The 25,605-nt window shown below is 56.2% G+C and carries 19 protein-coding genes; 11 read left to right on the top strand and 8 right to left on the bottom strand.

All coding sequences use genetic code 11. From position 1 onward, the window contains the following. Window positions 1–8 precede the first annotated feature (8 nt). Window positions 9–1,493 (bottom strand): leucyl aminopeptidase, encoded by a 1,485-nt coding sequence (locus RID21_RS10735; protein ID WP_350188776.1) that lies wholly within the window; start codon window positions 1,491–1,493, stop codon window positions 9–11. An 84-nt stretch (window positions 1,494–1,577) separates the two neighbouring features. Between RID21_RS10735 and RID21_RS10740 the strand changes: the two genes are divergently transcribed. After that, window positions 1,578–2,534: a nitrilase family protein gene (locus RID21_RS10740; protein ID WP_350188778.1), complete on the top strand. Its 957-nt coding sequence runs from the start codon at window positions 1,578–1,580 to the stop codon at window positions 2,532–2,534. Between the two features lie 7 nt (window positions 2,535–2,541). On the opposite strand, the gene queC is transcribed toward RID21_RS10740, so the two are convergent. The 3 genes from queC to RID21_RS10755 form a co-directional block, all read right to left on the bottom strand. Next, window positions 2,542–3,237 (bottom strand): 7-cyano-7-deazaguanine synthase QueC, encoded by a 696-nt coding sequence (gene queC / locus RID21_RS10745; protein ID WP_350188780.1) that lies wholly within the window; start codon window positions 3,235–3,237, stop codon window positions 2,542–2,544. 129 nt (window positions 3,238–3,366) lie between these two features. Beyond that, on the bottom strand, window positions 3,367–4,767 hold the full coding sequence (locus RID21_RS10750) for a DUF1501 domain-containing protein (RefSeq protein ID WP_350188782.1): 1,401 nt from the start codon (window positions 4,765–4,767) through the stop codon (window positions 3,367–3,369). Window positions 4,768–4,886: 119 nt separating this feature from the next. After that, the gene (locus RID21_RS10755) at window positions 4,887–5,561 is read right to left on the bottom strand and encodes a hypothetical protein (RefSeq protein WP_350188784.1); all 675 of its coding nucleotides are present in this window, start codon (window positions 5,559–5,561) and stop codon (window positions 4,887–4,889) included. A gap of 268 nt (window positions 5,562–5,829) precedes the next feature. Between RID21_RS10755 and argH the strand changes: the two genes are divergently transcribed. From argH to bioA, 5 genes are all read left to right on the top strand, one after another. Then, window positions 5,830–7,209 carry an argininosuccinate lyase gene (gene argH, locus RID21_RS10760; protein WP_350188786.1) on the top strand — a complete coding sequence of 460 codons (1,380 nt, stop codon included), beginning with the start codon at window positions 5,830–5,832 and terminating at the stop codon, window positions 7,207–7,209. A gap of 33 nt (window positions 7,210–7,242) precedes the next feature. Beyond that, window positions 7,243–8,043, top strand: coding sequence for a tRNA pseudouridine(38-40) synthase TruA (gene truA / locus RID21_RS10765; protein ID WP_350188788.1), 801 nt, complete (start codon window positions 7,243–7,245; stop codon window positions 8,041–8,043). A gap of 96 nt (window positions 8,044–8,139) precedes the next feature. After that, a complete protein-coding gene (locus tag RID21_RS10770; RefSeq protein ID WP_350188790.1) occupies window positions 8,140–9,318 on the top strand; it encodes a TFIIB-type zinc ribbon-containing protein in 1,179 nt (392 codons plus the stop codon). A 244-nt stretch (window positions 9,319–9,562) separates the two neighbouring features. Continuing rightward, window positions 9,563–10,555, top strand: coding sequence for a malate dehydrogenase (locus RID21_RS10775; protein WP_350188792.1), 993 nt, complete (start codon window positions 9,563–9,565; stop codon window positions 10,553–10,555). Window positions 10,556–10,660: 105 nt separating this feature from the next. Next, window positions 10,661–12,028, top strand: coding sequence for an adenosylmethionine--8-amino-7-oxononanoate transaminase (gene bioA / locus RID21_RS10780; RefSeq protein WP_350188794.1), 1,368 nt, complete (start codon window positions 10,661–10,663; stop codon window positions 12,026–12,028). Here bioA and RID21_RS10785 read toward each other — a convergent pair whose 3' ends face one another. The 4 genes from RID21_RS10785 to aceE form a co-directional block, all read right to left on the bottom strand. Continuing rightward, on the bottom strand, window positions 12,029–13,129 hold the full coding sequence (locus tag RID21_RS10785; protein ID WP_350188796.1) for a hypothetical protein: 1,101 nt from the start codon (window positions 13,127–13,129) through the stop codon (window positions 12,029–12,031). A gap of 92 nt (window positions 13,130–13,221) precedes the next feature. Further along, a complete protein-coding gene (gene lpdA / locus RID21_RS10790; protein ID WP_350189019.1) occupies window positions 13,222–14,649 on the bottom strand; it encodes a dihydrolipoyl dehydrogenase in 1,428 nt (475 codons plus the stop codon). Between the two features lie 59 nt (window positions 14,650–14,708). After that, the gene (locus RID21_RS10795; protein ID WP_350188798.1) at window positions 14,709–16,037 is read right to left on the bottom strand and encodes a 2-oxo acid dehydrogenase subunit E2; all 1,329 of its coding nucleotides are present in this window, start codon (window positions 16,035–16,037) and stop codon (window positions 14,709–14,711) included. A gap of 70 nt (window positions 16,038–16,107) precedes the next feature. Beyond that, window positions 16,108–18,801 (bottom strand): pyruvate dehydrogenase (acetyl-transferring), homodimeric type, encoded by a 2,694-nt coding sequence (gene aceE, locus RID21_RS10800; protein WP_350188800.1) that lies wholly within the window; start codon window positions 18,799–18,801, stop codon window positions 16,108–16,110. A gap of 666 nt (window positions 18,802–19,467) precedes the next feature. On the opposite strand from aceE, the gene RID21_RS10805 reads away from it, so the two are divergent. From RID21_RS10805 to RID21_RS10825, 5 genes are all read left to right on the top strand, one after another. Next, the gene (locus RID21_RS10805; RefSeq protein WP_350188802.1) at window positions 19,468–20,520 is read left to right on the top strand and encodes a sigma-70 family RNA polymerase sigma factor; all 1,053 of its coding nucleotides are present in this window, start codon (window positions 19,468–19,470) and stop codon (window positions 20,518–20,520) included. A gap of 114 nt (window positions 20,521–20,634) precedes the next feature. Next, the gene (locus tag RID21_RS10810) at window positions 20,635–21,621 is read left to right on the top strand and encodes a pseudouridine synthase (RefSeq protein WP_197993529.1); all 987 of its coding nucleotides are present in this window, start codon (window positions 20,635–20,637) and stop codon (window positions 21,619–21,621) included. Between the two features lie 38 nt (window positions 21,622–21,659). Then, window positions 21,660–22,532: a dihydroorotate dehydrogenase electron transfer subunit gene (locus tag RID21_RS10815; RefSeq protein ID WP_350188804.1), complete on the top strand. Its 873-nt coding sequence runs from the start codon at window positions 21,660–21,662 to the stop codon at window positions 22,530–22,532. 73 nt (window positions 22,533–22,605) lie between these two features. Beyond that, the gene (locus RID21_RS10820; RefSeq protein ID WP_350188806.1) at window positions 22,606–23,625 is read left to right on the top strand and encodes a DNA-binding transcriptional response regulator; all 1,020 of its coding nucleotides are present in this window, start codon (window positions 22,606–22,608) and stop codon (window positions 23,623–23,625) included. Window positions 23,626–23,897: 272 nt separating this feature from the next. Beyond that, window positions 23,898–25,604, top strand: a complete 1,707-nt coding sequence (locus RID21_RS10825) for a serine/threonine protein kinase (RefSeq protein ID WP_350188808.1) — start codon at window positions 23,898–23,900, stop codon at window positions 25,602–25,604. Window position 25,605 lies beyond the last annotated feature (1 nt).

Below are 25,605 nucleotides of genomic sequence, written 5' to 3' on the forward strand. Positions count from 1 at the left end.
TCGTTCGCTTAGCCTTTGTATTCGCGGGCAACTTCGACCAGTGTGCGTACCATGCAGCCGGTAGCGCCACCTTCACGGTGAGGCAAATTGGCTGAAGCGAAGGCCGGGCCAGCGATATCGAGATGGACCCACGGGGTTTCACTGACAAAGTTTTCCAGGAACTTGGCGGCGGTGATCGCACCACCCCAGCGAAGACCGACGTTTTTCAGGTCTGCCACATCGCTTTTAAGCTGCTCACCAAACTCGGGGAACATGGGCATTTCCCAGACCGATTCACCGGTGGTTTTGGCTGCGTCCTGGACCGCCTGTGACCATGCTGGAGTGTTGGAGAAGACGCCGGTGACATCTTCACCCAGAGCGACGACACAGGCACCGGTCAGCGTGGCGAGATCGATCAGGTTCGAGGCCCCGCGGTCAACGGCCAGCGTGAGGACGTCGGCCAGAACCAGGCGTCCTTCGGCATCGGTGTTGAGGACTTCGATGGTCTTGCCGTTCCGGGCTTTGAGGACGTCACCCAGTTTGTAAGACGAACCGTTGACCATGTTTTCCACGAGTCCCATGTAGCCCACGACATTCACGGGCAGCTTGAGGCGGGCAATGGCCGTCATCGCACCGAGGACCGCGGCTGCGCCACCCATGTCGCATTTCATGGTCTTCATGCCGTCACTGGGCTTGAGTGAAAGTCCGCCGCTGTCGAAGGTGACTCCTTTTCCGACCAGGGCCAGTGTGGGAGCGGAGGCAGCGCCACCCTGATGTTTCAGAATCGCCAGGCGGGGAGGCTGATCACTGCCCTGGGCGACGGCCAGCATGGAGCCCATCTTTTCGTCTGCCAGTTGTTTTTCGTCGAGGATCTCTGCTTCCAGACCACATTCCTTCGCGACTGCCACAACCTTGTCGGCAAAGCTGACGGGAAAGATATCGCCGGCGGGACGGTTGACCACTTCGCGTGCCAGGTTAACGGCTTCGCCCAGGATTGATCCCTCTGTGATTGCCTGTTGAATTTCAGCAGAGTCCGCGCCCGCGATCGACACTTCCTGGAAGGGGAAGCGGCCAGGTTCGGCCCGGTACAGATCCTGACCCACCGAACCGACGGTCATGGCGGTACTGATCTGACGGGCGATCTGGGCTGCGGAGAGTGAGCTTTCTGATACTTCGGGGAGCAGGACCGCGGCGCGGATCTCTTTTTTGGTTGAGATGGCACGGGCGGCGGTCATCAGGGATTTTTCCAGCGCTGCCAGCGAGAGGTCTTTTGCGGGGCCCAGTCCCGCCAGCAGGATGCGTGGGGTTTTGATTCCGCTTAATCCGAGCAGGGTGGCGTTCGACGCCAGTTTGCCCGTGAAGTCTTCAGCTTCGATCAGGCGGCTGATCTGACCACTGATCGCTTCGTCCAGTTTTGACACGTCGGCGGGGAGCGGGGCTGCTTCGGCCAGGGGGATAATCAGCCAGTCTGCTTCGATTGCGGAGAGTGCGTCATTCGTCAATTGTGTCGCCATCAGTTTTAAAATCCCTTTATCGTTGGAAAACATCAGATTAAGATGGGTGAATTCACAGCATAGCAAATCGGAAGGAAAAACCCAATGAGAGACATCAGGATCGCCGCCGTCCAGTTTGAACATCGTAACGGAGACAAGGCATATAATCTGCAGCGCATCCGTGAGCTGGCTCAACAGGCGGTCGACCAGGGGGCTGAGATTGTCAGCTTCCATGAATGTTGTATCCCCGCTTACACATTCGTGCAATCGTTCTCCAAGGAAGAACTGTTGGCACTGGCTGAACCGGTTCCTTCCGGGCCGAGTACACAGGAACTGATGTCAATCTCCCGGGAAGTTGGCGTGCCCATTCTGGCCGGCCTGTTCGAAGAGGACGAGGGGGACGTGTATAACACGTACGTCTGTGTCGATGGGGATGAACTGGTGGCCCGCTTTCGCAAGCTGCATGCGTTTGTGAATTCGCATCTCTCTTCCGGCAGTGAATACGCGGTCTTCGATTTGCGGGGTTGTCGTTGTGGGATCTTGATCTGCTACGACAATAACCTGATCGAAAACGTGCGGATGACAGCCATGCTGGGGGCCGAGATCATCTTTATGCCACATGTGACCTGCTGCCTCCCGTCGGTGATGCCCGGGCGGGGACTCGTCGATCCGAAACTGTGGGAGAACCGGGACCGGGATCCAGTACGGCTGCGACAGGAATTTCAGGGACCCAAGGGGAAAGGCTGGCTGATGCGCTGGCTGCCCGCGCGGTCTTATGACAACGGCGTGTATGCGATCTTCACGAACCCGGTCGGCATGGATGACCAGGAAGTCAAGCCGGGGCTTTCGATGATTCTCGATCCGTTTGGAGAGATCATCGCCGAGTGTACGAACCTCGGAGATGACATCGCGATCGCATTGTGCACCGAGGAAAAACTGTCGCAGGCCAGTGGGCGACGTTACATCCGCGCCCGGCGTCCCGATCTGTACGGCAAGCTCGTGGAGCCACCGGCGGAACCTCCCGTAACCCAACCAGGGTGGGAGCTGAAGCCCTCCAGTTGAGCACGGATTATGATTTCAGCGCCGGATCATCAAAGCCGGCTTCCGCGAAGCCTTTGGCGCGGAGCTGGCAGGAGTCACAGTGACCGCAGGGCGTGCCATCGGGCAGTGGGTCGTAGCAGCTGTGGGTCAGGCCATAATCGACGCCGAGTTCCATCCCTTTTTTGATGATCTCGGCCTTGGTCAGCGAAATCAGCGGCGTATGCACCTTCCAGGTACCGCTGTGTTCCACTCCCGATTTGGTGGCGAGGTTGGCCATTTTCTCGAAGGACTCGATGAACTCGGGGCGGCAGTCGGGGTAGCCGCTGTAATCGACGGCATTCACGCCGATGAACAGGTCGAAGGCATTCAATGTTTCGGCCCAGGCGAGTGCCAGCGAGAGGAAGACCGTGTTCCGGGCCGGGACGTAGGTAATGGGGATGCCGGCTTCCAGGTCATCGTCCGAGCGATCTTTGGGGACTTCGATGTCGGCGGTGAGTGCCGAGCCGCCGAAGACACGAAGGTCCAGCGGGAAGGTGACGAAGTGTTGCGCATCGAAAGCCTGACAGACTTTTTTCGCGGCGTCCAGCTCATGCCGGTGCCGCTGTCCGTAGTCAAAGGAGAGAGCATACAGTTCAAAACCGGCATCGGCGGCGATGGCCAGCGTGGTCGCGGAATCGAGACCGCCACTGACGAGCACAACAGCGCGGGGGGCAGCGGATGACATAAAAAAACACTCCTGCAGGGATCGTGCGCTTAAAAAGTGAAACCTAGCAGGAGTGGTAGATGGATGCAATCGCTGAGCTGAAATCCACGCCTGATTTCTGGATCCCGTGTTGAATTTCCGTAATCCGGCTTAGAACAGGCCTTCGATCAGTTCTCCGGCAGCGACCGGCGTGGGGCGGGCGAGCCGGGGGAAATAAGTCTGGTGAGCGTCGATGCCCAGTGCGTGATAAATGGATGTCGCGAAGTCCTCGGGTCGCCAGGGACGCGTGCTGGGCAGACTTCCTTTACGGTCGGTGGCACCAATCACAGTTCCTCGTTGCACAGGTCCGCCTGCCATGAGGACACTACCTGCATTCGGATAGTGATCGCGGCCTGCGGTGGCGTTGATTTTCGGTGTGCGTCCGAATTCACCCATCGCGACAACCAGGGTTGTGTCGAGCAGTCCCCGCTCATCCAGGTCATCCAGCAGGGCAGAGAGTGACGTATCCAGTTGAGGAACGTTTCCGGGGCCGGAGTAACTGTGCCAGCGTTTGCCTTTGGGCAGGTCGGCGGGAGGTTTGGAGAAGGTCATCATCGAATCGAAGAGCCAGCCGTGGTTGTCCCAGGTGCCGTTGGTTTTGGCATTCCCGAACAGTCCCCCCTGGACGGCTTGATTGATCGTCACAAAGCGGGCACCTGCTTCCACCAGGCGCCGGGCCAGCAGGACGCGTCGCCCGTAAATGTTATCGCCGTAGCGCTTGCGGGTCTGTATCGGTTCTTCTTCGAGGTTAACCGCTTTCTGCATTGCGCCGCTGGTCAGCATGGCGATGGCTTCGTCGGTGAATTTGTCGACCGATTCGAACTGCGAGTTCTGAATCTCCTGCAGGCGGCTCAGATTTTCCAGCTGCGCGAGCATTTCCAGTCGGTTTTCGAAACGGACCTGTGACAGGTTCAGGCCCCCCAGTTCCATTTCCGGTTTGCTGGGATCCCCTTTGAGATCGAAGGCGGAAAAAGCGGTGCCCAGGTAGCCGGGAGGATCGGTATATCGGGCGGCGACCGGCAGGCCCAGATGGGGAGGCACGCCGGGAACGCGGCTGCCGTACAGGGCCGAGACCAGACAACCAAAGTTGGGGAAATACTGTTTGCCCGTCGGTTTGAATCCACTGGCGACATGCTGAGAGCCGGTGCTGTGTGAGCCGCTCTTTCCCTGCCAGGAACGGATCAGCGCGACCTTGTCCATCCGCTGCGCCAACAGGGGGAGCTTCTCGCAGATTTGAATTCCAGGGACGTTGGTGTCGATCGGTTTCCAGGGACCACGGATTTCGGCGGGGGCTTCAGGCTTGGGATCGAAGGTCTCAAAATGGCTCGGCCCGCCTGCCAGGAAGATGAAGATACAGGAGATGTCCTGCTTACCCGATTCTTTGCCGTCGGACTGTTTCGCCTGGAGTAACTGCGGCAGATTCAGGCCGAACAGACCGACGCCGATCTGCATCGCCTGTCGTCGATTCAGCAGGTGTGGCGCACACATGCCACCCGTAGTCATTTCAGTCATCACGCGGGCCCCCTGGAATGGCTGGGAGTGACGGAGAACGCAATCGCTGCGGGCTGATTATATCAACGAAAATACATGTGATCCAGAGCAGTCGTGCTGTTGCCTGAAAAACAGATCAATCAGGGAAGGTTGGCCAGCATCGATGTCAGAGCCAGAATCCGGTAGTAATCGCGGGAACCGGAATACTGATATCCAAAGGGGATGACCCGCGGGTTGTACATGCGGTCATAATTTCCGAAGCCGCGGTATTGCAGTGAGCCAAAGCGGAACGAGGGACGATAGCCGTTGTAGTAGAAGGAATGACCGTGATAGGGAGAGCCGAACCAGTTGGAGCGAATCAGGTCACTATACATGTAGAGGGCCGGCACGGATTGCAGATTGGCAAAATAGCCGTTGGTGGCCAGGGGCCAGCTGCGGAAACCGTATTGAGCTGCCATTCGCTGAATCGAACGGTGTGGTGCTGTGCAGTGCTCGCATTCCTGTTCAGGAATCTGGGGAATGTCACGAGGCACAATCACGATGGTATCAGCAGCGTTCTCGGCTGAGGCCGGCTGCGTTTGATGCAAGGGAACCTGAATCTGTTTTGTCGCGTAGGAATTCAAACCCGGGGCAGGAGTGATCTCGATGGTCCAGGTATCGGCCGAAGCGGCTTTGCCTGGTGCTTTGAGTTGCGGAGTCTTTTCTGTGTCCGTCAGTTTGGGTTTCGGGGCTTCAATTGCGGCCCGGGTAGATTGCAGCAGGCTGCCACTCAGTAGGGCGGCGCAGACGAGGGTCAATGTCAGGTTCAGTTTCATGGCTCTTCGGAGGACTTCAGGTTATTGACTCGTGTTCAAAAAAGAGTGACTCAACTTTCCATCCTAGAGGGGCCTTTGGACCATTTACCAACATATTTCCCGGCCCGATGCGGAAAAAGGGATAAATTATGGCGTCATTCGGGCTCCGGGCGCGTGGGCGGCTTGATGGATGCTGTCTGGCAGATTACTCTGCCTATGCAGGGCTCTTTGAGAATGCGGAGTCCGAGCGAAACCGAACTATTTTAACGACTTGCAGTGGAGACAGACCGTGGCCGCAAAAGCCTGGGGAGGACGATTTCAACAGCAGACTGATGCCCGCGTTGAAGCGTTTACGGAATCAATCAGTTTTGACAGTCGGCTGGCGGCTGTCGATATCCAGGGCTCGCAGGCACACGCCCAGATGCTGGCCAAAGTGGGACTGATCACGGTTGACGAAAGCCGACAGATCGTGGAAACGCTGGATCAGATCGGTGCTGAGATCGCTGACGGGAAATTCGAATTCCGCTTTGAACTCGAAGACATCCACATGCACATCGAAAGTGCGCTGATCGAACGGATCGGCGACATCGGTCGCAAGCTGCACACCGGCCGCAGCCGGAACGATCAGGTATCGACCGACCTCAAGCTTTATACCCGGGGTGCCATCGAACGCGTTGACAGCCTGCTCAAGGATCTGCAGGTTGCCTTCGTCGAACGTTGTGAGCGTGACGCCGATCAGGTGCTGCCCGGCTTTACTCACCTGCAGCGGGCACAGCCGGTCAAAGCCGCTCATTACTGGCTGGCCTACTGCGAGAAGTTCGACCGGGATCGTCAGCGACTGGCCGACTGTCTTACCCGTGTGAATGTTTCTCCGCTGGGCGGGGCGGCACTCGCGGGAAGCTCACTGCCGATTGATCGACACTTTACCGCGGAACTGCTGGAATTCACTGACGTAGCCCGGAACAGTCTGGATATCTCGAGTGACCGCGACTACCTGGCTGAATTCTGTTTCTGCATGGCGATGATCGCTACTCATCTGAGTAACTGGGCCGAAGAATGGATCGCTTGGTTCTCGACTGAGTTCGGTTTTATCAAACTGCCTGATGCCTTCACCACTGGTTCGTCCATCATGCCACAAAAGCGGAACCCGGATGTGCTGGAACTGATCCGCGGTAAGTCGGCCCGACCGATTGCCGATGTGCAGCAGACACTGGTGCTGTTGAAAGGTCTGCCGATGGCCTACAACCGGGACATGCAGGAAGACAAGCTGGCAATGTTCGACGCTTACGACACGGTCGCTGCCTGTCTGGAACTGGCGGCTGCGATGGTCGAAGGGGCAGAACTGCAGGTCGAGACAATCAACGCCAAACTGGAAGACGGCTTCCTCGATGCGACTGCCCTGATGGAGTACCTGATCAAAAAAGGAACGCCGATGCGGACCGGGCACGGGATCGTCGGGAAACTGGTTTCGCTGTGTGAATCGCGGAATATCCGGCTGGCAGATCTGTCTCTGGAAGAACTGCAGCAGGCGTGTCCCGAGATCGAAGATGATATCTACCAGGTGCTGGGCGCCCGGAACGCAATGGCGGCACTCTGTAGCTTCGGTTCGGGGGGCGAAAAGCCGGTACAAGAGCAGACCGCTTACTGGAGAGAGAAGCTCGGTCTCTAAGTCAGACTGACTGGTGCCGACGAAACAATGGTCATGAGAAATATCAAACTGACACTGGCTTATGACGGATCGGAATATGCGGGCTGGCAGGTCCAGCCGAACGGTGTTTCGGTACAGAGCTGTGTGGAAGCGGCGATCGAAAAGCTGACGCAGCAGAAAACCGGGGTACTGGTGGCGGGACGCACCGATGCCGGCGTGCATGCGCTGGGGCAGGTGGCCAGTTTTCAGACCGAGTCGAAGATTCCCTGCAAGAATATCCAGACGGGGCTGCAGCGGTTTCTGCCGGACAGCATTTGCGTTCGGGAAGTAGCCGAAGTTGCCCCGGACTTTCATGCAACATACTCGGCGGTACAAAAGCGGTATCGCTATGTGATTCATAACAGCAGCGTCAATTTTCCATTTCTGAAACGTTATGTCTGTGAGTTCGGGCGGCCGCTGGATGCGGAGCAGATGCATGTTGGGGGACAGCATCTCTTAGGCAAACATGATTTCCGCTGCTTTGAATCGCATTTCCCGAACAAGGCGACCAGCGTACGAACGGTGAAGGAACTGACGGTACAGCGGACTTCGGTCTGGCCGGTGTGGGGCACGGATCCCGGGCTATCACACAGTGCCTCGAATTCGTCGGCGGAGTTTATTACGGTCGATATTGTCGCGGACGGTTTTCTGTACAATATGGTGCGGGCGATTGTGGGGACCCTGTTTGAAGTGGGCGTGGGACGCTGGGCACCCGGGAAAGTACGGGAGATTGTCGAATCGATGGATCGTTCCCAGGCGGGGGCCACAGCGCCGGCAAGCGGGCTCTATCTGGTTCAGGTTGACTACGGCGACTGATTTTTTCAAAGTAGATTAATCCAGACGTCCTGAATTGACGTTGAACCTTTGACCGGTGATCGCCAACACGAGTTTTAATCAGACCAAAAGGGAATTATGAGTCCGCAACCACCGCCTCTGCCTCCGCATGATGCTGATGAGCCGATTTTCCTCGAAGAGCCGTTCGGGGAAGAGGGGGAGCGGATTGATGGCGAAAAGGGGCATATCTTCCCCTGCGAAGGCTGCGGGTCTGATCTGATCTTCGATATCCATACCCAGAAGCTGAAGTGCCAGCATTGCGGGTTTGAAAAAGTGATCGGCATCGATCCCGATAAGGAAATCGAAGAGCAGGATTTCTACGGCATGCTGGCTCATCTGCAGGAGCTGCGCGAACAACAGTTAGATGTGGAAGACGAGGAGGAGGAGCAGGAGGTCCGCTGCGAAAGTTGCGGGGCGACGCTCCGCTTTGTGGGAACGCTGACCAGTTCGGAATGTCCTTACTGTGCCTCGCCGATTCAGCTGGATAAAGTGCACACTTCGGAGAAGCGGGTGCCCGTGGATGCGGTGCTGCCGTTTCAGGTGGATGAAGATCGATCGCGGCTGAATCTCAAGGCCTGGGTGAAGTCACTCTGGTTTGCACCGAATGATTTTGTGGAGAAGGGGGCCGAGGGACAGTTTCATGGCGTCTATCTGCCTTACTTCACTTTTGACAGCCTGACGAGCACGTATTACTCCGGACAACGGGGCGAATATTATTACGTGACGGTCGGGACCGGGAAGAATCGACGGCGCGAACGCCGGACCCGCTGGTATCCCGCCTCCGGCAACTTCCAGAGATTCTTTGACGATGTGGTGATTCTCGCATCATGGGGTCTGCCGCGACCGCTGATTCGGGCTCTGGAGCCGTTCCCCATGCATCTGCTGGTCCCTTTCAAACACGCTTATCTGGCGGGCTTCACGGCCCGGACATACGATGTCGAGCTCAAAGACGGTTTTGTGCTGGGGAAGCAGCGGATGGACGATGCCCTGTATTCGGAAGTCTGCAGCCGGATCGGTGGGGACACCCAGCGGGTGGATACGGTCCAGAGCCAGTATGATGCGATTACCTATAAACATCTGCTGTTGCCGCTCTGGCTGATGAGCTACAAGTATAAATGCAAACTGTACCAGGTGGCCGTCAATGCAGCGACGGGAGAAGTGAATGGGGAACGGCCTTACAGCTGGATTAAAATCACGCTGGCCTGCCTGGCCGCTGCCCTGGGCATCGGTGGTGGCACGTATCTGTTCAATCAATGATCGCGTTCGTCCGTCTATGAAGGCGTTCGTCAGGGGGCAGAACGGGTAGAAATCGTCCATTTTCACAAGCTGTGACGTGCGGGAGCATCGCATTTGTGGCGAGTCTTCAGAAATTGGAAACTGATGCCCCCAGTCGGTTGCCGATCCGGCAGTGTGGAGGTACAAAAAACAGAATAAATCTGCGAACTTCCACCTGGAGACAGGTTCACTGAGCCACATTCATAAGTTAAGGAGCGATAAAGAGATGAATCATCCGATTCGAGTTGCAGTTACCGGGGCAGCTGGCCAGATTGGTTACGCCATGTTATTCCGTCTGGCTTCCGGGCAGATCTTTGGCCCCGATCAGCCGGTAATCCTGCATCTGGTCGAAGTTCCTCCGGTTCTGTCCGCTCTGGACGGGGTGGAAATGGAACTGGAAGACTGTGCTTTCCCGACCCTGGCAGGTGTCGTCAAAGCAGACAGTGATCATCTGGAAGACGCATTCGCTGACTGTAACTTCGTGATCTGCGTGGGCAGTGTACCGCGTAAAGCAGGTATGGAGCGGGGCGATCTGATCCGGGTTAACGGTCCGATCTTCACCAGCACCGGACAGGCGATTCAGAACGCTGCTGCCGATGACGTGCGGGTTCTGGTTGTCGGAAACCCCTGTAATACCAACTGCCTGATCGCAATGGCCAATGCTCCCAAGGTTCCCCGCGATCGCTGGTACGCGATGACCCGTCTGGACGAAAACCGGGCCGTCACCCAGATCGCCAAAAAATCCGGTCAGCCTGTGACCGCAATCAAGAACATGAACATCTGGGGTAACCACTCCGCGACTCAGTTCCCGGACTTCTATCACGCTACTATTCACGGCAACCCGGTTCCGGAAATCATCGAAGATCACAACTGGCTGCGGGGCGAATTCATCGAAACTGTCCAGAAGCGTGGTGCGGCTGTGATCCAGGCCCGTGGTGCTTCCAGCGCCGCTTCCGCTGCGAATGCTGCCCTGGATACGATCAAGAGCATCATCACTCCTACCCCGCTGGGCGAGAGCTTCAGTGCTGCTGTCTGCAGTGATGGCAGCTACGGTGTGGATGAAGGTCTGATCTTCGGTTACCCGCTGACCAGCGACGGCAACACCTGGAAGATCGTCGAAGGCATCGAGCACGATGACTTCGCCATGGAAAAATTCAACGCGACCCTGCAGGAACTGCGGGAAGAACGGGACGTCGTTCGCGACCTGCTGCCGGAGTAATTCGGTTTCGCGTTTCAGTCTTAGTGAAAGAGTCACGATCTCCCGGCGTGGCTCTTTCTCTTTTTACACTTACTGTTTTTTCTGATTTCTCGATGTGAGACGCTCATGCAGCCTGAAGAATTACGCCAAATCGATAACGAACACCTCTGGCATCCGTTTACCCAGATGCAGGGGCATCGTGCGGAAAACGTCCCCCTGATTGAATCCGGGGACGGGTTTTACCTGATCGACGTCGAAGGACAACGCTACCTGGATGGCGTCTCTTCACTGTGGTGTAACGTGCACGGGCATCGCGTGCCGGAACTGGATCAGGCTGTGCGGGATCAACTCGACCGCATTGCCCATTCCACACTGCTGGGGCTGGGAAGCGTGCCCTCCATCGAGCTGGCGGGAGAACTGGTTAAACGGGCGCCGGAAGGGCTGACCAAAGTCTTTTACTCAGACAGCGGCTCTACCGCGGTTGAAATTGCCCTCAAGATGGCGTTTCAGTATCACAATCAGAAACCAAAGCCTGATGCCCAGTCGCGGGATCTATTTGCCTGCATGCAGCACGCTTATCACGGTGACACAATTGGTTCCGTGAGTGTCGGCGGGATTTCCATTTTTCACGAGATCTTCGGGAAACTGCTGTTCCATTCGGTGCAGATGCCCTGTCCGGCGGCCTATCATCGTCCTGAAGGGATGAGCGAAGCTGAGTATCATGCACACTGCTACGCGGAGCTGGAACGACTGCTGGCAGAAAACCATACACGGCTGGCGGCGTTTGTGATCGAGCCGCTGGTGCAGGGAGCCGCCGGCATGCAGATGCATCCGCCCGGTTATTTAAAACGGGTACGGGAGCTCACAACCCGCTATGGCATTCCGCTGATTGCCGACGAAGTGGCAGTCGGGCTGGGGCGGACGGGGACCATGTTCGCCTGCGAGCAGGAAGGGGTGACGCCCGATTTCCTCTGTCTGGCCAAAGGGATTACAGGCGGCTATCTGCCCCTGGCGGTCACGATGACCACCGATGAAATCGCGGCGGCGTTTGAAGGTGAGCATACCGACTACAACGCGTTTTACCACGGGCATACCTATACGGGGAACGCCCTGGCCTGTGCGGCCGCTTTGGCGACGCTGGAGCTGTTCGATTCTCAGAACACGCTGGCGAACGTGAAAGCGAACGAGCAGATCCTTGCTGACCGGCTGGCGGAGTTGAAAGATCATCCGCACGTAGGAGAAGTTCGTCACAAAGGAACGATGGTGGGGATCGAACTGGTGGCGAACCGGGAAACCCGTGAAGCCTTTCCTGCCGACCGCCGCATGGGGCACCAGGTGACCCTGGCAGCACGCGAGCAGGGTGTTATCATTCGACCGCTGGGAGACGTGGTGATTCTGATGCCCGCGCCGGGTATGCCGGGCGCCCAGATCCACGAGTTGTGCGATGTGGTGTTCGCGGCCATCGATAAAGCAATCAGCCTGCAGGTGGCCTGATCAGGTTTTGTCAGAGTCGGGGTCGGTCTTGCCGGGCTCGTCGGTTGAATCCGAGTCCGCCTGCTCTCCCAGCTGTTTGAGCACCTCGCCGATATCGACGGTTTTGATGTTTTTCAGATCGTCCATCGACATGTCGGGACGTTCCATCAGTTTAGCGGTCTTACTGCGGGCAAATTCCTGATCGTTGATGGTGAATCGCCAGATCAGAAAAGCCAGGGTGATGCTGATCACCAGGAACAGAATGACGATGTATTTCACGGCTCCGGAAGAGCTGGGAGCCTGTGGCGTCTCGGAAGCGGGGAACCAGCGGATCTGGCCTGCAATCAACAGGGGTGCCGTCTGCAGCTTGCCTGCCTGCGAGGGGTAGCCGTACTTCTTGAAATAATAACCCGTGATCTGGACGGAAGGCATCTCCTGGAGATCGGGGCCCGTGGGAATGCCCTCGGGTAACTGCGTACAGAGAAATCGCCAGGGATGGGTACCGGAATCTTTGGAAAAGAACCAGCCTTCGTAGAGGGTTTTGATGCCGAACTTATTCTCTTCCGGCTTGAGAGGCACCAGGCGTTTGAGCTGCCCCTTGACGGTCATCAGTTCGCCCCGGTATTTACTGGACTCGTTCATGACCACCACGAATGGTGGGGCGGGTTCGGCGGAGCGTTCGAGAATGTTCTGCGGAATCGAAGCTGCTTTCGCGAGGAGATAATAGAGGGCGTTGGCTTCGTAAGGTCGAATGCCTGAAACACTGTCGGTGACCTGTTTGAGCAGACGGGGATCGACGCGGACATCGTATTCGCCGTTTTCCAGCTGCGGATTGACCGACGCCGGGATATCCACTTCCGGTTCCGGCTGAGAACGGAATTCACCTGGTCTGAGGTTTGAGTCTTCTTTGACGTTATAATCGACGTCGCGATCGGGATCGAGTTGTTGCTCTCCCTGTCGCTGTTCTGTCGGGGGACCGGTGAGCCAGTACCAGGTTGATTCACGGGAGGCGTAGAGGATCGCCAGCAGGATCACTCCGAGGGCGGCCACCAGACGAAAGAGCCGGACCTGATCTCGACGACTGAAGTAAGAGGGCGTTGAAGATCGATTGTGAAATCGCATGCAGAAACGCCCTTTCTTGAGTTAAGTTCCCGTTGGCAGGCAGGCATTCGACAGTCAGACTTCGTGGTGTCGAATGCTGCCCTGTTCGAAGTTTACTTTCGTTTTGGTCGGTACATGTGGGTCGCCTGACCGAGGAAGCTTTCCGCGGCTTCCATCAGGGTTTCCGAGAGAGTCGGGTGAGCGTGAATGCTCTCGGCGACATCTTCGGCGACGGCAGCCATCTCGACGGCCAACACCCCTTCGGCGATCAGTTCGCCTGCCCCCGAACCGACAATGCCGACACCGAGTACGCGTCCTTTTTTCTTATCGAAAATGATTTTGGTGAGACCTTCCGTGCGGGCCAGGGTCTGAGCACGACCGGAGGCGGCCCAGGGGAAGCGGGTGATTTCGACATCCAGTCCCTGATCTTTTGCTTCCTGCTCGGTGACGCCACACCAGGCCAGTTCCGGGTCGGTGAAGACGACAGCGGGAATCGCGATGTTATCGAATTCAGCCGGTTCACCGGCGATGGTTTCCACGGCGACTTTGGCTTCGCGGGTTGCTTTGTGAGCCAGCATCGGTTCGCCGGCGATATCACCGATGGCGAAGATGTGGGATTCGGCGGTCCGCTGATTGGAATCGTTCTTGATGAAACCACGCTCGTCGAGTTCGAGCTTTGTGTGTTCCAGTCCGATGCCTTTGTTGTTCGGACGTCGGCCGATCGAGATCAGCACGCGGTCGAAAGTCTGCTGTGGTTCGACTCCTTCACCACTGAGGTCGGCGACGATGCCGCTGTCAGTGGGAGTCAGTTTTTCGACCTTGGTATTCAGGTGAATGGCAGCGAAACTTTCCTGGAGTCGTTTCTGCAACGGTTTGACCAGATCGCGGTCGGCACCGGGGAGCAGACCACCTGTCATTTCGACGACTGTGACTTCTGAGCCCAGGGCGGCATAGACGCTGCCCATTTCCAGACCGATATAGCCGCCGCCAACGACCAGCAGTTTTTCGGGGATGTCGGCGAGTTCCAGGGCACCGGTGGAATCCATGATCCGGGGATCATCAAGATCGAAGACCGGGGGAACCGCGGGTGAAGAACCGGTGGCAACGATGGCATACTTGAAGCCGATTGCTTCCGTGGTGCCGTCGTGTCTGGTGACTTCGACGGTGCGGGAATCTTTGAAACGACCGAAGCCTTTGACGATTTCGACATTGCGGGCTCCCGCGAGCTGTCCGATGCCACCGGTCAGTTGGGTGACGACTTTCTCTTTGAATTCGCGGAGCTTGTCGAGGTCGATCTTCGGTTTTTCGAAGGTGACGCCCCAGTCAGAGGATTCCCTGGTTTCATTGATCAGCTTGGCCACGTGCAGCAGTGCCTTGGAAGGGATGCAGCCCCGGTTCAGGCAGACGCCGCCGGGGGCGACGTCGTCGTTGACCATGATGACTTTGAACCCTTTGTCGGCTGCGTCAAACGCTGCCGGGTAACCGCCGGGACCACCGCCGATGACAACAATATCGGTTTCTCTGGTTGCAGATCCAGACATAATGTGCATTAACTTTCTTTGTTTATTGATGCTTTAACGTGGTAGCAATGTCTCTGGGCTTAGCAGTCGACCAGCAGGTTGAACGGATCAGACAGCAGGCCGGAGAGTCGCACGATGAAGCGTGCAGCGTCGGCACCGTTGATCACCCGGTGATCGTAGGAAAGCGACAGAGGCAGCATGAGCCGCGAAACCGGTTTGTCGTCGATCAGCTGGAATTCATGGCGTGAGCGGGACATGCCCAGGATGGCGACTTCGGGATAGTTCACAATCGGTGTGAACGAGGTGCCACCCAGACCACCCAGGTTGGTGATGGTGAAGGTGCCGCCCTGCATGTCACTCATTTCCAGTTTACGATCGCGGGCCTTGACGGCCAGTTCGTTCATTTCATTGGCGATGGTGATGATGTTTTTCTTATCAACATCTTTGACCACGGGAACAACCAGTCCGTTTTCGGTATCGACGGCGACGCCGATATTGATGTACTGCTTGTAAATGATCTCTTCTGTTTCCGTGTCGAAGCTGGAGTTGAAGACGGAGAACTCGTGCAGCGCGATGGCGATGGCTTTCATCGCCAGGGCGGTCATGGTGACCTTGGGACCGGAGTACTTGGGTTTGGAGATAAAGAGCTTGCGGGCCGTTTCCAGATCGGTGATGTCCGCCAGGTCATGTTGAGTGACATGGGGCACGACCTGCCAGGAAAGACTCAGGTTCTGGGCAGAAACGCGAGAGAGCTTGTTGAGCTTCTTGCGTTCGATTTCCCCGAACTGACTGAAGTCGGGCAGGGGCGGCACGGCAATGCCACCACCGCCACCTGAGGAACCGCCGTTGGAGATCAGGTTCTTGACGTAGTTTTCCACATCTTCCTGAGTGATACGACCGCCGGGGCCGGAACCAGCGACCTGATAGAGATCGACGCCCAGTTTGCGGGCCATTTTCCGGGTCGCGGGACCTGCCGGAGCAGGTGCTTTGTCGTCGGAAGAACCGGCAGCCGGTTGAGGCTGCGACTTGGCAGGTGCAGACAGTGTCGGTTCCGGTTTGCTTTCGGCTGCGGGAGCCGATGTGGATTCTGCCGGTTCTGGTTTTTCTTCTTTCGCTTCAGCGGGTGCTTCTGCTTTGGCTTCTTCCTTCGCAGGAGCAGGGGCTTCCCCGTTGGATTCATCAATGGAGAGCAGCACGGTGCCGATCGCGACGGAATCTCCTTCGGAGACATTCAGTTCTTTGATCACACCTGCATAGGGTGATTCAAGAGGGACGACCGCTTTGTCGGTCTCGATGTCCATCAGGAGCTGTCCCTGTTCGACGGTATCGCCGACGGCAACAGAGATCTGTCCGACATCGGCGGTTTCCACGCCCTCGCTTACTTCTGGAAGTTTAAATTCAGTAGCCATGTCTTATCGTTCTATCTGATGATGGTAATGTTTGGTTTGAACCGTTGTCACAGGGTCAGGTGCACCGGGATCAGGCCAGCCGGGGATTGACTTTCTCCGGATCGATGCCCAGGTCCTGGATGATGGCGGCTAACTTCGATTTATCGAACTTGCCTTCGTCGGCCAGTTCGACGAGTGTTGCCAGCACCACGTTCTCTGCGTCAATTTCGAAGTGACGGCGGAGCGATTCACGAGTTTCGCTGCGACCAAAGCCATCGGTTCCCAGTACACAGTAGTTACCGGGGATGCCTTCACGGATCTGGTCGGCGATAACTTTGATATTGTCGCTGGAAGCGATGAAGGGTCCTGCGACGCCTTCAAAGGTCGTTTCCAGGAAGGATTTCTGAGGTTCTGCATCGGGGTGCAGACGGTTGTAACGTTCCGCATCTTTGACGTCGCGGGCCAGCTCGTTGTAGCTGGTGACGCTCCAGACATCGGTAGCGATCTGGTATTTCTCGGCCAGGATTTCCTGGGCCCGCAGTACTTCGCGGAGAATCGGACCACTGCCGAACAGCTGCGGACGAGCGTCGACGGCTGGTTTGTCGGCTTCCAGTGAACGGAATTTGTAAATCCCTTTGATGATCCCATCGACGACGTCGTCGCCCTCGGGCATCGGAGCCATTTCGTAGTTTTCGTTGTAGACGGAGAGATAGTAGAAGATCTCTTCGCCTTCCTGATACATGCGTCGCATGCCGTCCTGAATGATGACCGCCAGCTCGTAAGCGTAAGCAGGATCGTAGGCGTGCAGGGTGGGAACGGTAGAAGCCATGATGTGGCTGTGCCCGTCCTGGTGCTGCAGACCTTCTCCGTTGAGGGTGGTGCGGCCGGAAGTACCGCCGAGCAGGAAGCCCTTGGTACGGGAATCAGCGGCGGCCCAGACGAGATCGCCAACACGCTGGAAACCGAACATCGAGTAGTAAACGTAGAACGGAATCATGTTCACGCCCTGGTTCGAGTACGCGGTTCCTGCAGCGATGAACGAGGAAATCGCACCGGCTTCGTTGATCCCCTCTTCGAGGATCTGGCCGTCTTTAGCTTCCTTGTAGTACATCAGCTGATCGCGGTCGACCGGTTCGTACAATTGTCCCTGGCTGGCGTAAATACCGCACTGCTTGAAGAGGCCTTCCATACCGAAGGTACGGGCTTCGTCGGGGATGATCGGCACAATACGTTTGCCGACGACTTTGTCACGCAGCAGGGTGGCCAGCAGGATGCCCAGGGCACCGGTGGTGGAACCTTTTTTGCCGGCCATGGAGTCCATGAACTTACCCAGCGATTCCAGTGTGGGTGTTTCCAGACGTTCTTCCGTGGGTTTCCGTTCGGGCAGGTAACCGCCGAGTTCTTTCCGCCGTTCCTGCAGGTACTGCATTTCGGGGCTGCCTTCTTCGGGACGGTAGAACGGTGTGTTCTTGACGTCTTCGTCGCGAATGGGAATACCGAAGCGGGAGCGGAAGTCGCGCAGTTCTTCTTCGTTGGCTTTTTTCACGTTGTGCGCCACGTTGCGGCCTTCGCCGGCTTCACCCAGACCGTAGCCTTTGATGGTTTTGGCGAGAATGACTGTCGGCGAACCGGTGTGTTCCGTGGCTGCTTTGAAGGCCGAGTAAACTTTTTCCGGATCGTGACCGCCGCGGTTCATCTTTTTAATCTGTTCGTCAGAGAGATGCTCGGCCATCTTAAGCAGTTCGGGGTTTTCGCCGAAGAAGTGATCGCGGATGTATGACCCGGATTCGACGACGTATTTCTGATACTGACCGTCGACGACTTCGCCCATGCGTTTGACGAGCAGGCCGTCTTCATCTTCGGAGAGCAGGGGATCCCAGTCGCTGCCCCAGATGACTTTGAGACAGTTCCAGCCTGCACCGCGGAAGGCGGCTTCGAGTTCCTGGATGATCTTGCCGTTCCCGCGAACCGGTCCGTCCAGACGCTGCAGGTTACAGTTGATGACGAAGATCAGGTTGTCCAGATGCTCGCGGGAAGCGAGGGTAATCGCCCCCAGTGTTTCGGGCTCATCCGTTTCGCCATCACCGACGAAACACCAGACTTTCGACTGTGATGTATCCATAATGCCGCGGTTGTGCAGGTAACGCAGAAAGCGAGCATGGTAGATGGACATGATCGGACCGAGGCCCATCGAAACGGTGGGGAACTGCCAGAAATCAGGCATGAGCCAGGGGTGCGGGTAGGAAGAGAGTCCACCACCGCGCGGGAGTTCCTGGCGGAACCGCTGCAGGTTTTCTTCGGTCAGCCGCCCTTCGACAAATGCCCGGGCATAGACGCCGGGAGAAGCGTGACCCTGGAAGTAGACGACGTCTCCGGAATGGTCTTCTGTCCGTGAGTGGAAGAAGTGGTTGAACCCGATTTCCCAGAGGGTGGCTGCAGACGCGTAGGTGGAGATGTGACCGCCGATGCCGTCATGATCTTTGTTGGCACGAACGACCATCGCCATCGCATTCCAGCGGATGATACTTTTAATGCGCCGCTCGATTTCCCGGTTGCCGGGGAAGATCGGCTGATCATCTTGGGGAATGGTGTTGATGTAAGGCGTATTGGCAGTGAAAGGCATCGTCACGCCCTGACGATAGGCACGTTCCTGAAGAGTAGCCAGAACGTGTTGTACGCGTTCCTTTCCATAGCGGATGATGAGATCATCCAGTGACTCAAACCATTCTTCCAGTTCTGCCGGATCAACTCCAGGCACTGCACCTGTAACTGTCTGTTCTGCCATGAGATAAGGTTCTTTCAACCTGACTGAGTATATTCGTTCGTTGAGCGTAACTTCTCTCAGATCACTTTCCAGTTCACGATCTGGAAGAAATCACGCAGCTGAGTAATAAAACAATTCTAGGAATGCACCGCTGTTAAGGGAACTAAACCGGGGCTTTTTTGAGGCCATCCCGCCGCAGATTCAGATTGGAATACATCGCGAAAGCGGTGACTGATCTCGTTAATCGAAATGTTAGCTGATTTCCCTCGGTTTTGCGAGTGATAGCAACCGGTCTAAACTCTTTAATAGACATAGCAAACGTCATATATAGCTGAGACGGCGCCGGAGACAGGCTTTTTGAAGGAAATGAGGCAGGGTTTTCGTGTGTTTTCAGGCGGGCCGGGAAGAGTATCCCTGTTGTTATGATCGGCTTTTGAGGTGAGAGGGCGTGAGTCTGACTGGAATTTCGCGTGGTGTTCCTGTGTGCTTGTGTTAATGTGTTCTCTGGATGGGGAGGAAATACATCAGTCATGATCGATGTGAAACGTCTGTATAAAAATTGTCCAATTTAAGCAATTTAGATTGTTAAAATTGTTTTATTGGATCCAATTCTCTAAGATAGGACCCGCAGGTTCTGTTTTACAGAATCGATATGCCAGAAAATTTCTCTCAGTGAGTCTCGGATATATGTCATACGAACCAAGTTATCCCGCATCAGAATTGGACACATTTTCCGATCTGGGCGAACGTGCTGTGCACCTGGATCAGTCGCAGTCCTGCCAGTGCGAACTGCTGGCGGTCAAAAAGGCGGCGCGGATGCGAAAAGTCTGTGTGACACGTGAATTACAGGCTCGTGCTGAGCGTCTGTGCTCGAAAGAAATCGAATACGTTCACAGCGAACGCTTCGATCAACCCGAAGCCATGGATCAGGTGCTGATTCCCCTGCAACAACTCTGCGCGGAGCTCAAGCCAGATACCGAGGATGACCTGACCAGCGATGCGGGTCTGCTGCAGACGCGTCTGTATGCGGTTCCCCTGTTGAGCAAAGAGCAGGAAATCATTCTCTTCCGCGGGATGAATTATCTGAAGTATCGCGCGGCGATGCTGCAGAAACAGGTTGATCTCAAAGCACCCTGCGTTGGCGTGCTGGACCGGATTGAACAGAAACTGAAAGATGCGAACAGCCTGCGGGACTACATCATTCAGGCGAATTTGAGGCTGGTGGTCTCGATTGCCAAAAATCTGACCGATCGGGCAAATTCATTCGAAGATATTGTCAGTGACGGCTATATGCCTTTGATTCGGGCGGTGGAGATTTTCGATATCGATCGCGGCAACCGGTTCAGTACTTACGGAACCTGGGCCGTGCGAAATTATCTGTTTCGTACTACGAAAAAAGGGCGTAAGTACCGCAAGAACTTTGTTAACGGGGCTGAGACCCTCGCGTTAGGACTGAGTGATATCCGTTCGACACTCCGCTCGCAGGAAACCTATCATAAGTCGATTGAACAGGTCCTCGATCAGGTACTGTGTTCCCTGGACCAGCGCGAGCAGCAGATTCTCAAACGACGTTTTGGACTGCCGCCGGCTGAAGTGCCGGAAAAGTTCCGCGAAATTGCGGAAGACTTCGGCGTGAGTACCGAACGGGTGCGTCAACTGACCATCCGCTCGCTGCAGCGGATGCGGGACGTGATTGAGGAGCAGAGTCTGGAAATACCGGATATTTCTGAAATCCTTTGAGTTCCCTGCCAAGAAATCGGTTCTGCATAATTGGTATCATCTCTCTGCTGTGGTATAAGGTACGCGGCCAGCAGGCCTGTTTTGACCTGAAAATTTTACCATAGTTGAAAGATCATGAGTTCCGATAACCCCACCCCGTCCGAATCCGATTCCCCCACAGACGACAGCCACCTGATTCGTTTGCAGAAATATCTGGCAGCGACCGGTCTGGGTTCCCGTCGTCATTGTGAAGAATACATCGAAACCGGACGTGTGACCGTCGACGGGGAGATCGTGACTGAACTGGGAGCCCGCATCGATCCCGAAACGCAGGTCATCACTGTGGATGGCGAGCGGGCCCGCATGGAACCCCGTCGTTATTTTCTGTTGAACAAACCGTCTGGTTTTCTCTGTACGAACCAGGATCCGGCGGGCCGGCGACGGGTGATTGACCTGTTCCCCGGCGAAGGGCAGCGGCTGTTTACCGTCGGTCGGCTGGATGAAAACAGTGAAGGCCTGCTGCTGGTGACCAATGACGGTGCGATGGCTCAGCGTCTCGCGCATCCGCGTTATCGCGTCGCACGAACCTATCATGTGCAGGTCGCCGGTCATCCGACCCGGGAAAAGCTGGACGAACTGCGAAAAGGGGTGCGGTTCAAAGAAGGTGTCTTCCGCGTTTCCGGTTTAAAACCGTTGAAAAAGCAGGGGAAAAGTACCTTTCTGGAAATGACGCTGCACGAAGGACAGAACCGTGAGATCCGGCGAATGATGGCCCGCATCGGCCATAAAGTCATGCAGCTGATTCGCGTCCGCTTTGGTCCGCTGAACCTGGGGAAACTCAAATCGGGCGAATACCGACGGCTGTCGGACACCGAACTTAAAAAACTGCGGGAGATGCTGAATGAGCAGCATTCCCCCGATCTCCGCAAGCGCAAAAGCAAGAAGAAAGCGGCTCCCAGTCGCGGGAAACCGGCCCGGCGTGGTGCGGGAAAAAATATTTCAGACAAAGAGACAGGTGGAAAAAAACGGTCTGTCGGCAATAAAGGAAAACGAGGGGCCTCTGCGGTTCCCAAGAAACCCGCTCAGAAGAAGTCCACTGGACGCCGTATTATCGGCGATTGATGAACGGGCACCACTGAGCGCCGGCAAGGAAAGCAAACATGACAGAGACTCACGCATTCAGCGATTGTGCAACCCCCCAGTATGTGGCAGCGACCGTCACCGAACAGGTCCAGATGGCAAAGGATACGTGGCGGTTGCGAATCCACTGTCCCGAAATCGCGCGGGTGATTCTGCCGGGCCAGTTCTTCATGGTCCGCGAGCCGGGCGTGAACGATCCGCTGCTGGGGCGTCCCTTCGCACTCTACGATACCTGCCTGGATGAAGCGGGACAGCCGATCGGGTTGGACTTCGGCTACGTGGTAGTTGGTAAACTGACATCCCGCATGACGCACTGGCAACCCGGTGATCAGGTCGAAATCTGGGGACCGCTGGGGAATGGCTTCCCGCAGCCCGGTTCCGGTTCGCTGGTCATGGTGGCGGGGGGGATCGGACAGACGCCGTTTCTGGCGACCGCCCGAGAAGCACTGGGGCAACGTACTTATGGTGAGCCGGCGCGGAAACTGGAAGCGTTTCCCGAGCGGGTGAGCCTGCTCTACGGGGCGCGTTCGGAAGCTTACCTCGCGGGACTGGATGATTTTCGCCTCGATGGCCTGGAAGTCGAAGTGGCTACCGATGATGGCTCGTTTGGACATGCCGGCTATGTCACCGATCTGCTCAAGCAGCGGATTGAAAGCGATGCGCCACCCGAGACTATCTTCTGCTGTGGACCGGAACCGATGATGGAAGCGGTCAGCAAGCTCGCCCAGGACGCAGGGATTTCCTGCTGGTTGTCGTTGGAGACACCAATGGCCTGTGGCTTTGGCGCCTGTTTCAGTTGTGTGGCGAAAGTCCGCGTCGGTGCTGACGACTGGGACTATCGGCGAACCTGCGTAGAAGGGCCCGTGTTTAACGCCGAGCAGCTGATATTTTAGACGCGGAACGCGACCTCGTATTGACAGTTTTGAACGGAAAACCCTATAGTTCAGGCTGATTTCAGGTCGGGACATGAACGTGCAGGATGATGAACACAACCAGACAGGGGCAGCAGCTTTCGCGGATTTCGCAGAAAGACAGTCCCGGTCTCTGCAGTCAGACCGACTTTCCCCGACAGATGATTCTCGGGTCTCCTCTGAGCAAAATCATTCTTCCGTGATCCCCCCCCGCTTTCGTCTGCTGTTTGTGAGCAATCAGCGCCCCGAGTGGGTGGGCTTTGCATTACGGCTGGATGCCATCGGTTGTGAAGAGCCCCGACTGGAGTGGGCCTCGAATGCCGAAGAGATGCTCAAACTGCTGAGCAATCACAGCTACGATTGTCTGTTGATTCAGGCCGATGTTGAGGGACGTCATCACTGTGGCGAACTGCTGCAGGCGATTCGCGTCAGTGGTTGTGATGAGCCGATTGTTCTGATTTCCCCCGTCCCCGATGATCGACTGTCTCTGGCTGCCTGTGAATTCCAGGCAGAACTGCTGGTTTCCCCCGCCGGCTGGGACTCACCCGCATTATTGGATTATGTGCAACGGGCATTGTGGGTTCAGCAACTGCAGGAAGACCATCATCGTCTGCAGGTTGAAAATCATCGTCGCCTGGTCCGTGAACGGGATGAAGCCGAGCGGTTGCTGAATCAGCAGCGCTCGATGGTCGAACAGCTGCAGACACTGGTCTACCCGGGAAAACTGGAACTGCCTGCAGGAGAAGCAGCGGCTGAACAGAGTGTTCCCGAAGTGTCCATGTCGGATGCACAGATTCCTGCTGACATCCCGGAATACTATCATGAGCTGCTGCGGACTTATGTCATCATGGGCTCCGGGAGTCTGAAGGATGAGATCATCCAGATCGCAGAACTGCTGGCGGCAGCCCGATTGACCTCGCGTCAGGTACTGGAGTTTCATCTGGAGTGTGTGGAGACGATTGTCCGGGGGCTGGGGAACCGAAGTTCACGGCATGTCATGTCGCGTGCGGACCTGCTGGCCCTGGAGATGATGGTCCACCTGGGGGAGTGTTACCAGAAGAGATTGTCTGAGTAGTATAAGTTACGTGATTGTAACAGCTTATACCCTCCAACGCATATTTGAGCTTCCCGGAGAAAAACTACTGTCAATCGTATCTCCGAGTACCTATAATAGTTGACAATATGCTGCCCTCCACGTTCAGTTTATTTGATATATCGAACAGACGGTACGAGCCTTAAGAAAACCTGACAGGAATGACAGATCGCTGCGGCTGACAACGAGGCGCTCAAGGACGGTATTCAGCGATGCTCCTGTCTAATCCAGGTTTCTGCCGGGGAACTTTGAGGATGAGTTCAAAACCAACACCCCATTCTGCTGCTAACACGCAATCGATGCCTACTCTGATTTCCAAGGATATCAGAAAAGATGCCGGCAAATTCTGTCCGCATGCCGGGGTCGTCTCTCGCGGTTCAGGCAGTATGTTTCAGGAGCAGGGACGAACGTTGCTGCTCCAGCGTCTGCGGATGGCTTCCCTGCTGTTAGGCCTGGGGGCAACTGCATTCCTGATCCGCGGTTTCTGGCTGGGTGAGTACAAGAACCCCCACGACAGTCAGATGCTGCTGCTGGATGGCGTTCTGGCGGTGATTCTATTCTCCGTCTCCGCCTTTCTGTGGTGGAAGCCCTGCCTCTGTAAATACCGCCTGCGGATCTGCGAAGCGATCACTTTCGGTGCACCTGCCTGTTTTTTCATCTGGTGGCACTTCAGTGAGCTCTGCGCCTGCGATCCGGTTTTACTGGGTAAAGTCGCTTTTGAATTTCCCCTGAGAACCGCATTCCCCTGGGTGATACTAATCTTCACTTACGGGATCTTTATACCGAATTCGCTGAAGGGAGTGATCTCGGTGGTGAGCCTGATGGTCATCAGCCCGATTGTGGGCGCGATCATGACCGGGATGCAGGTGCCTCAGGTGTCAGAAGTACTGTATAGCGGCGGTTTGTCGGAGATAATCATCCTGCTGCTGATTGCCGGGAGCACTGCCGTCTATGGTTCGCATCGGGTTGACAGTTTGAGGCGTGAAGCCTTCGACTTGAAAAGCGTGGGGATGTACACGCTCCGCAAGCAGATTGGCAGTGGCGGGATGGGCGAAGTCTATCTGGCCGAGCATCGGTTGCTGAAGCGTCCCTGTGCGATCAAGCTGATTCGGCGGGATAAGGTCGATGACGAAAACGTCCTGCTGCGGTTTGAAAGCGAAGTACAGGCGACCGCTGGCCTGACGCACCCGAACACAATTGAGATTTACGATTACGGGCATACCGAAGAGGGGACATTCTATTATGCGATGGAATTCCTGCCCGGACTGAACCTGCAGGAAATCGTGGAGCGGTTTGGACCTCTGCCCCAGGAGCGGGTTGTGTACCTGCTCAGACAGGTCTGTTCTGCCCTGGCGGAAGCACATCAGAAGGGACTGATTCACCGCGATATCAAGCCGGGGAACATTTTCTCAGCCGAGCGTGGCGGTCTGTTCGATGTGGCCAAACTGCTCGACTTTGGTCTGGTGAAGTATCATCGTACCGATGACGTTTCGCTGGAGTTAACCATGGAAGGGGCCGTGGTGGGATCTCCGCTGTATACGAGTCCTGAAGTGGTCACCGGAGATGGCAGTCCCGGACCGCGGTCCGACATTTACTCACTGGGGGCGAGCGCTTATTACCTGCTGACCGGGAAACCGGTCTTTGAAGGGGATAACGCTTTGAAGGTGATGTTCGCCCATGCGAGCCAGGCCGTGAAACCGTTGCGGGAACTGAATCCGGAGGTCTCTCCTGAACTGGAAGAGATCATTATGAAATGCCTGGAGAAGAAGCCGGACGATCGTTACCAGAACTCTGCCGAACTGCTGGAGGCTCTGGAACAGCTACAGGTCAATAGCTGGACCCAGGCCCAGGCATCCGAGTGGTGGTCTGAAGCCGAGCATATGGTACAGCATGTATCCGAAGATGACGAATTTGCGTCCGATTATCTGAAAGCGACGACGGTACTCCCCGTTAATGTCTGAT

This window comes from Gimesia sp., assembly GCF_040219335.1.
Taxonomy (GTDB): domain Bacteria; phylum Planctomycetota; class Planctomycetia; order Planctomycetales; family Planctomycetaceae; genus Gimesia.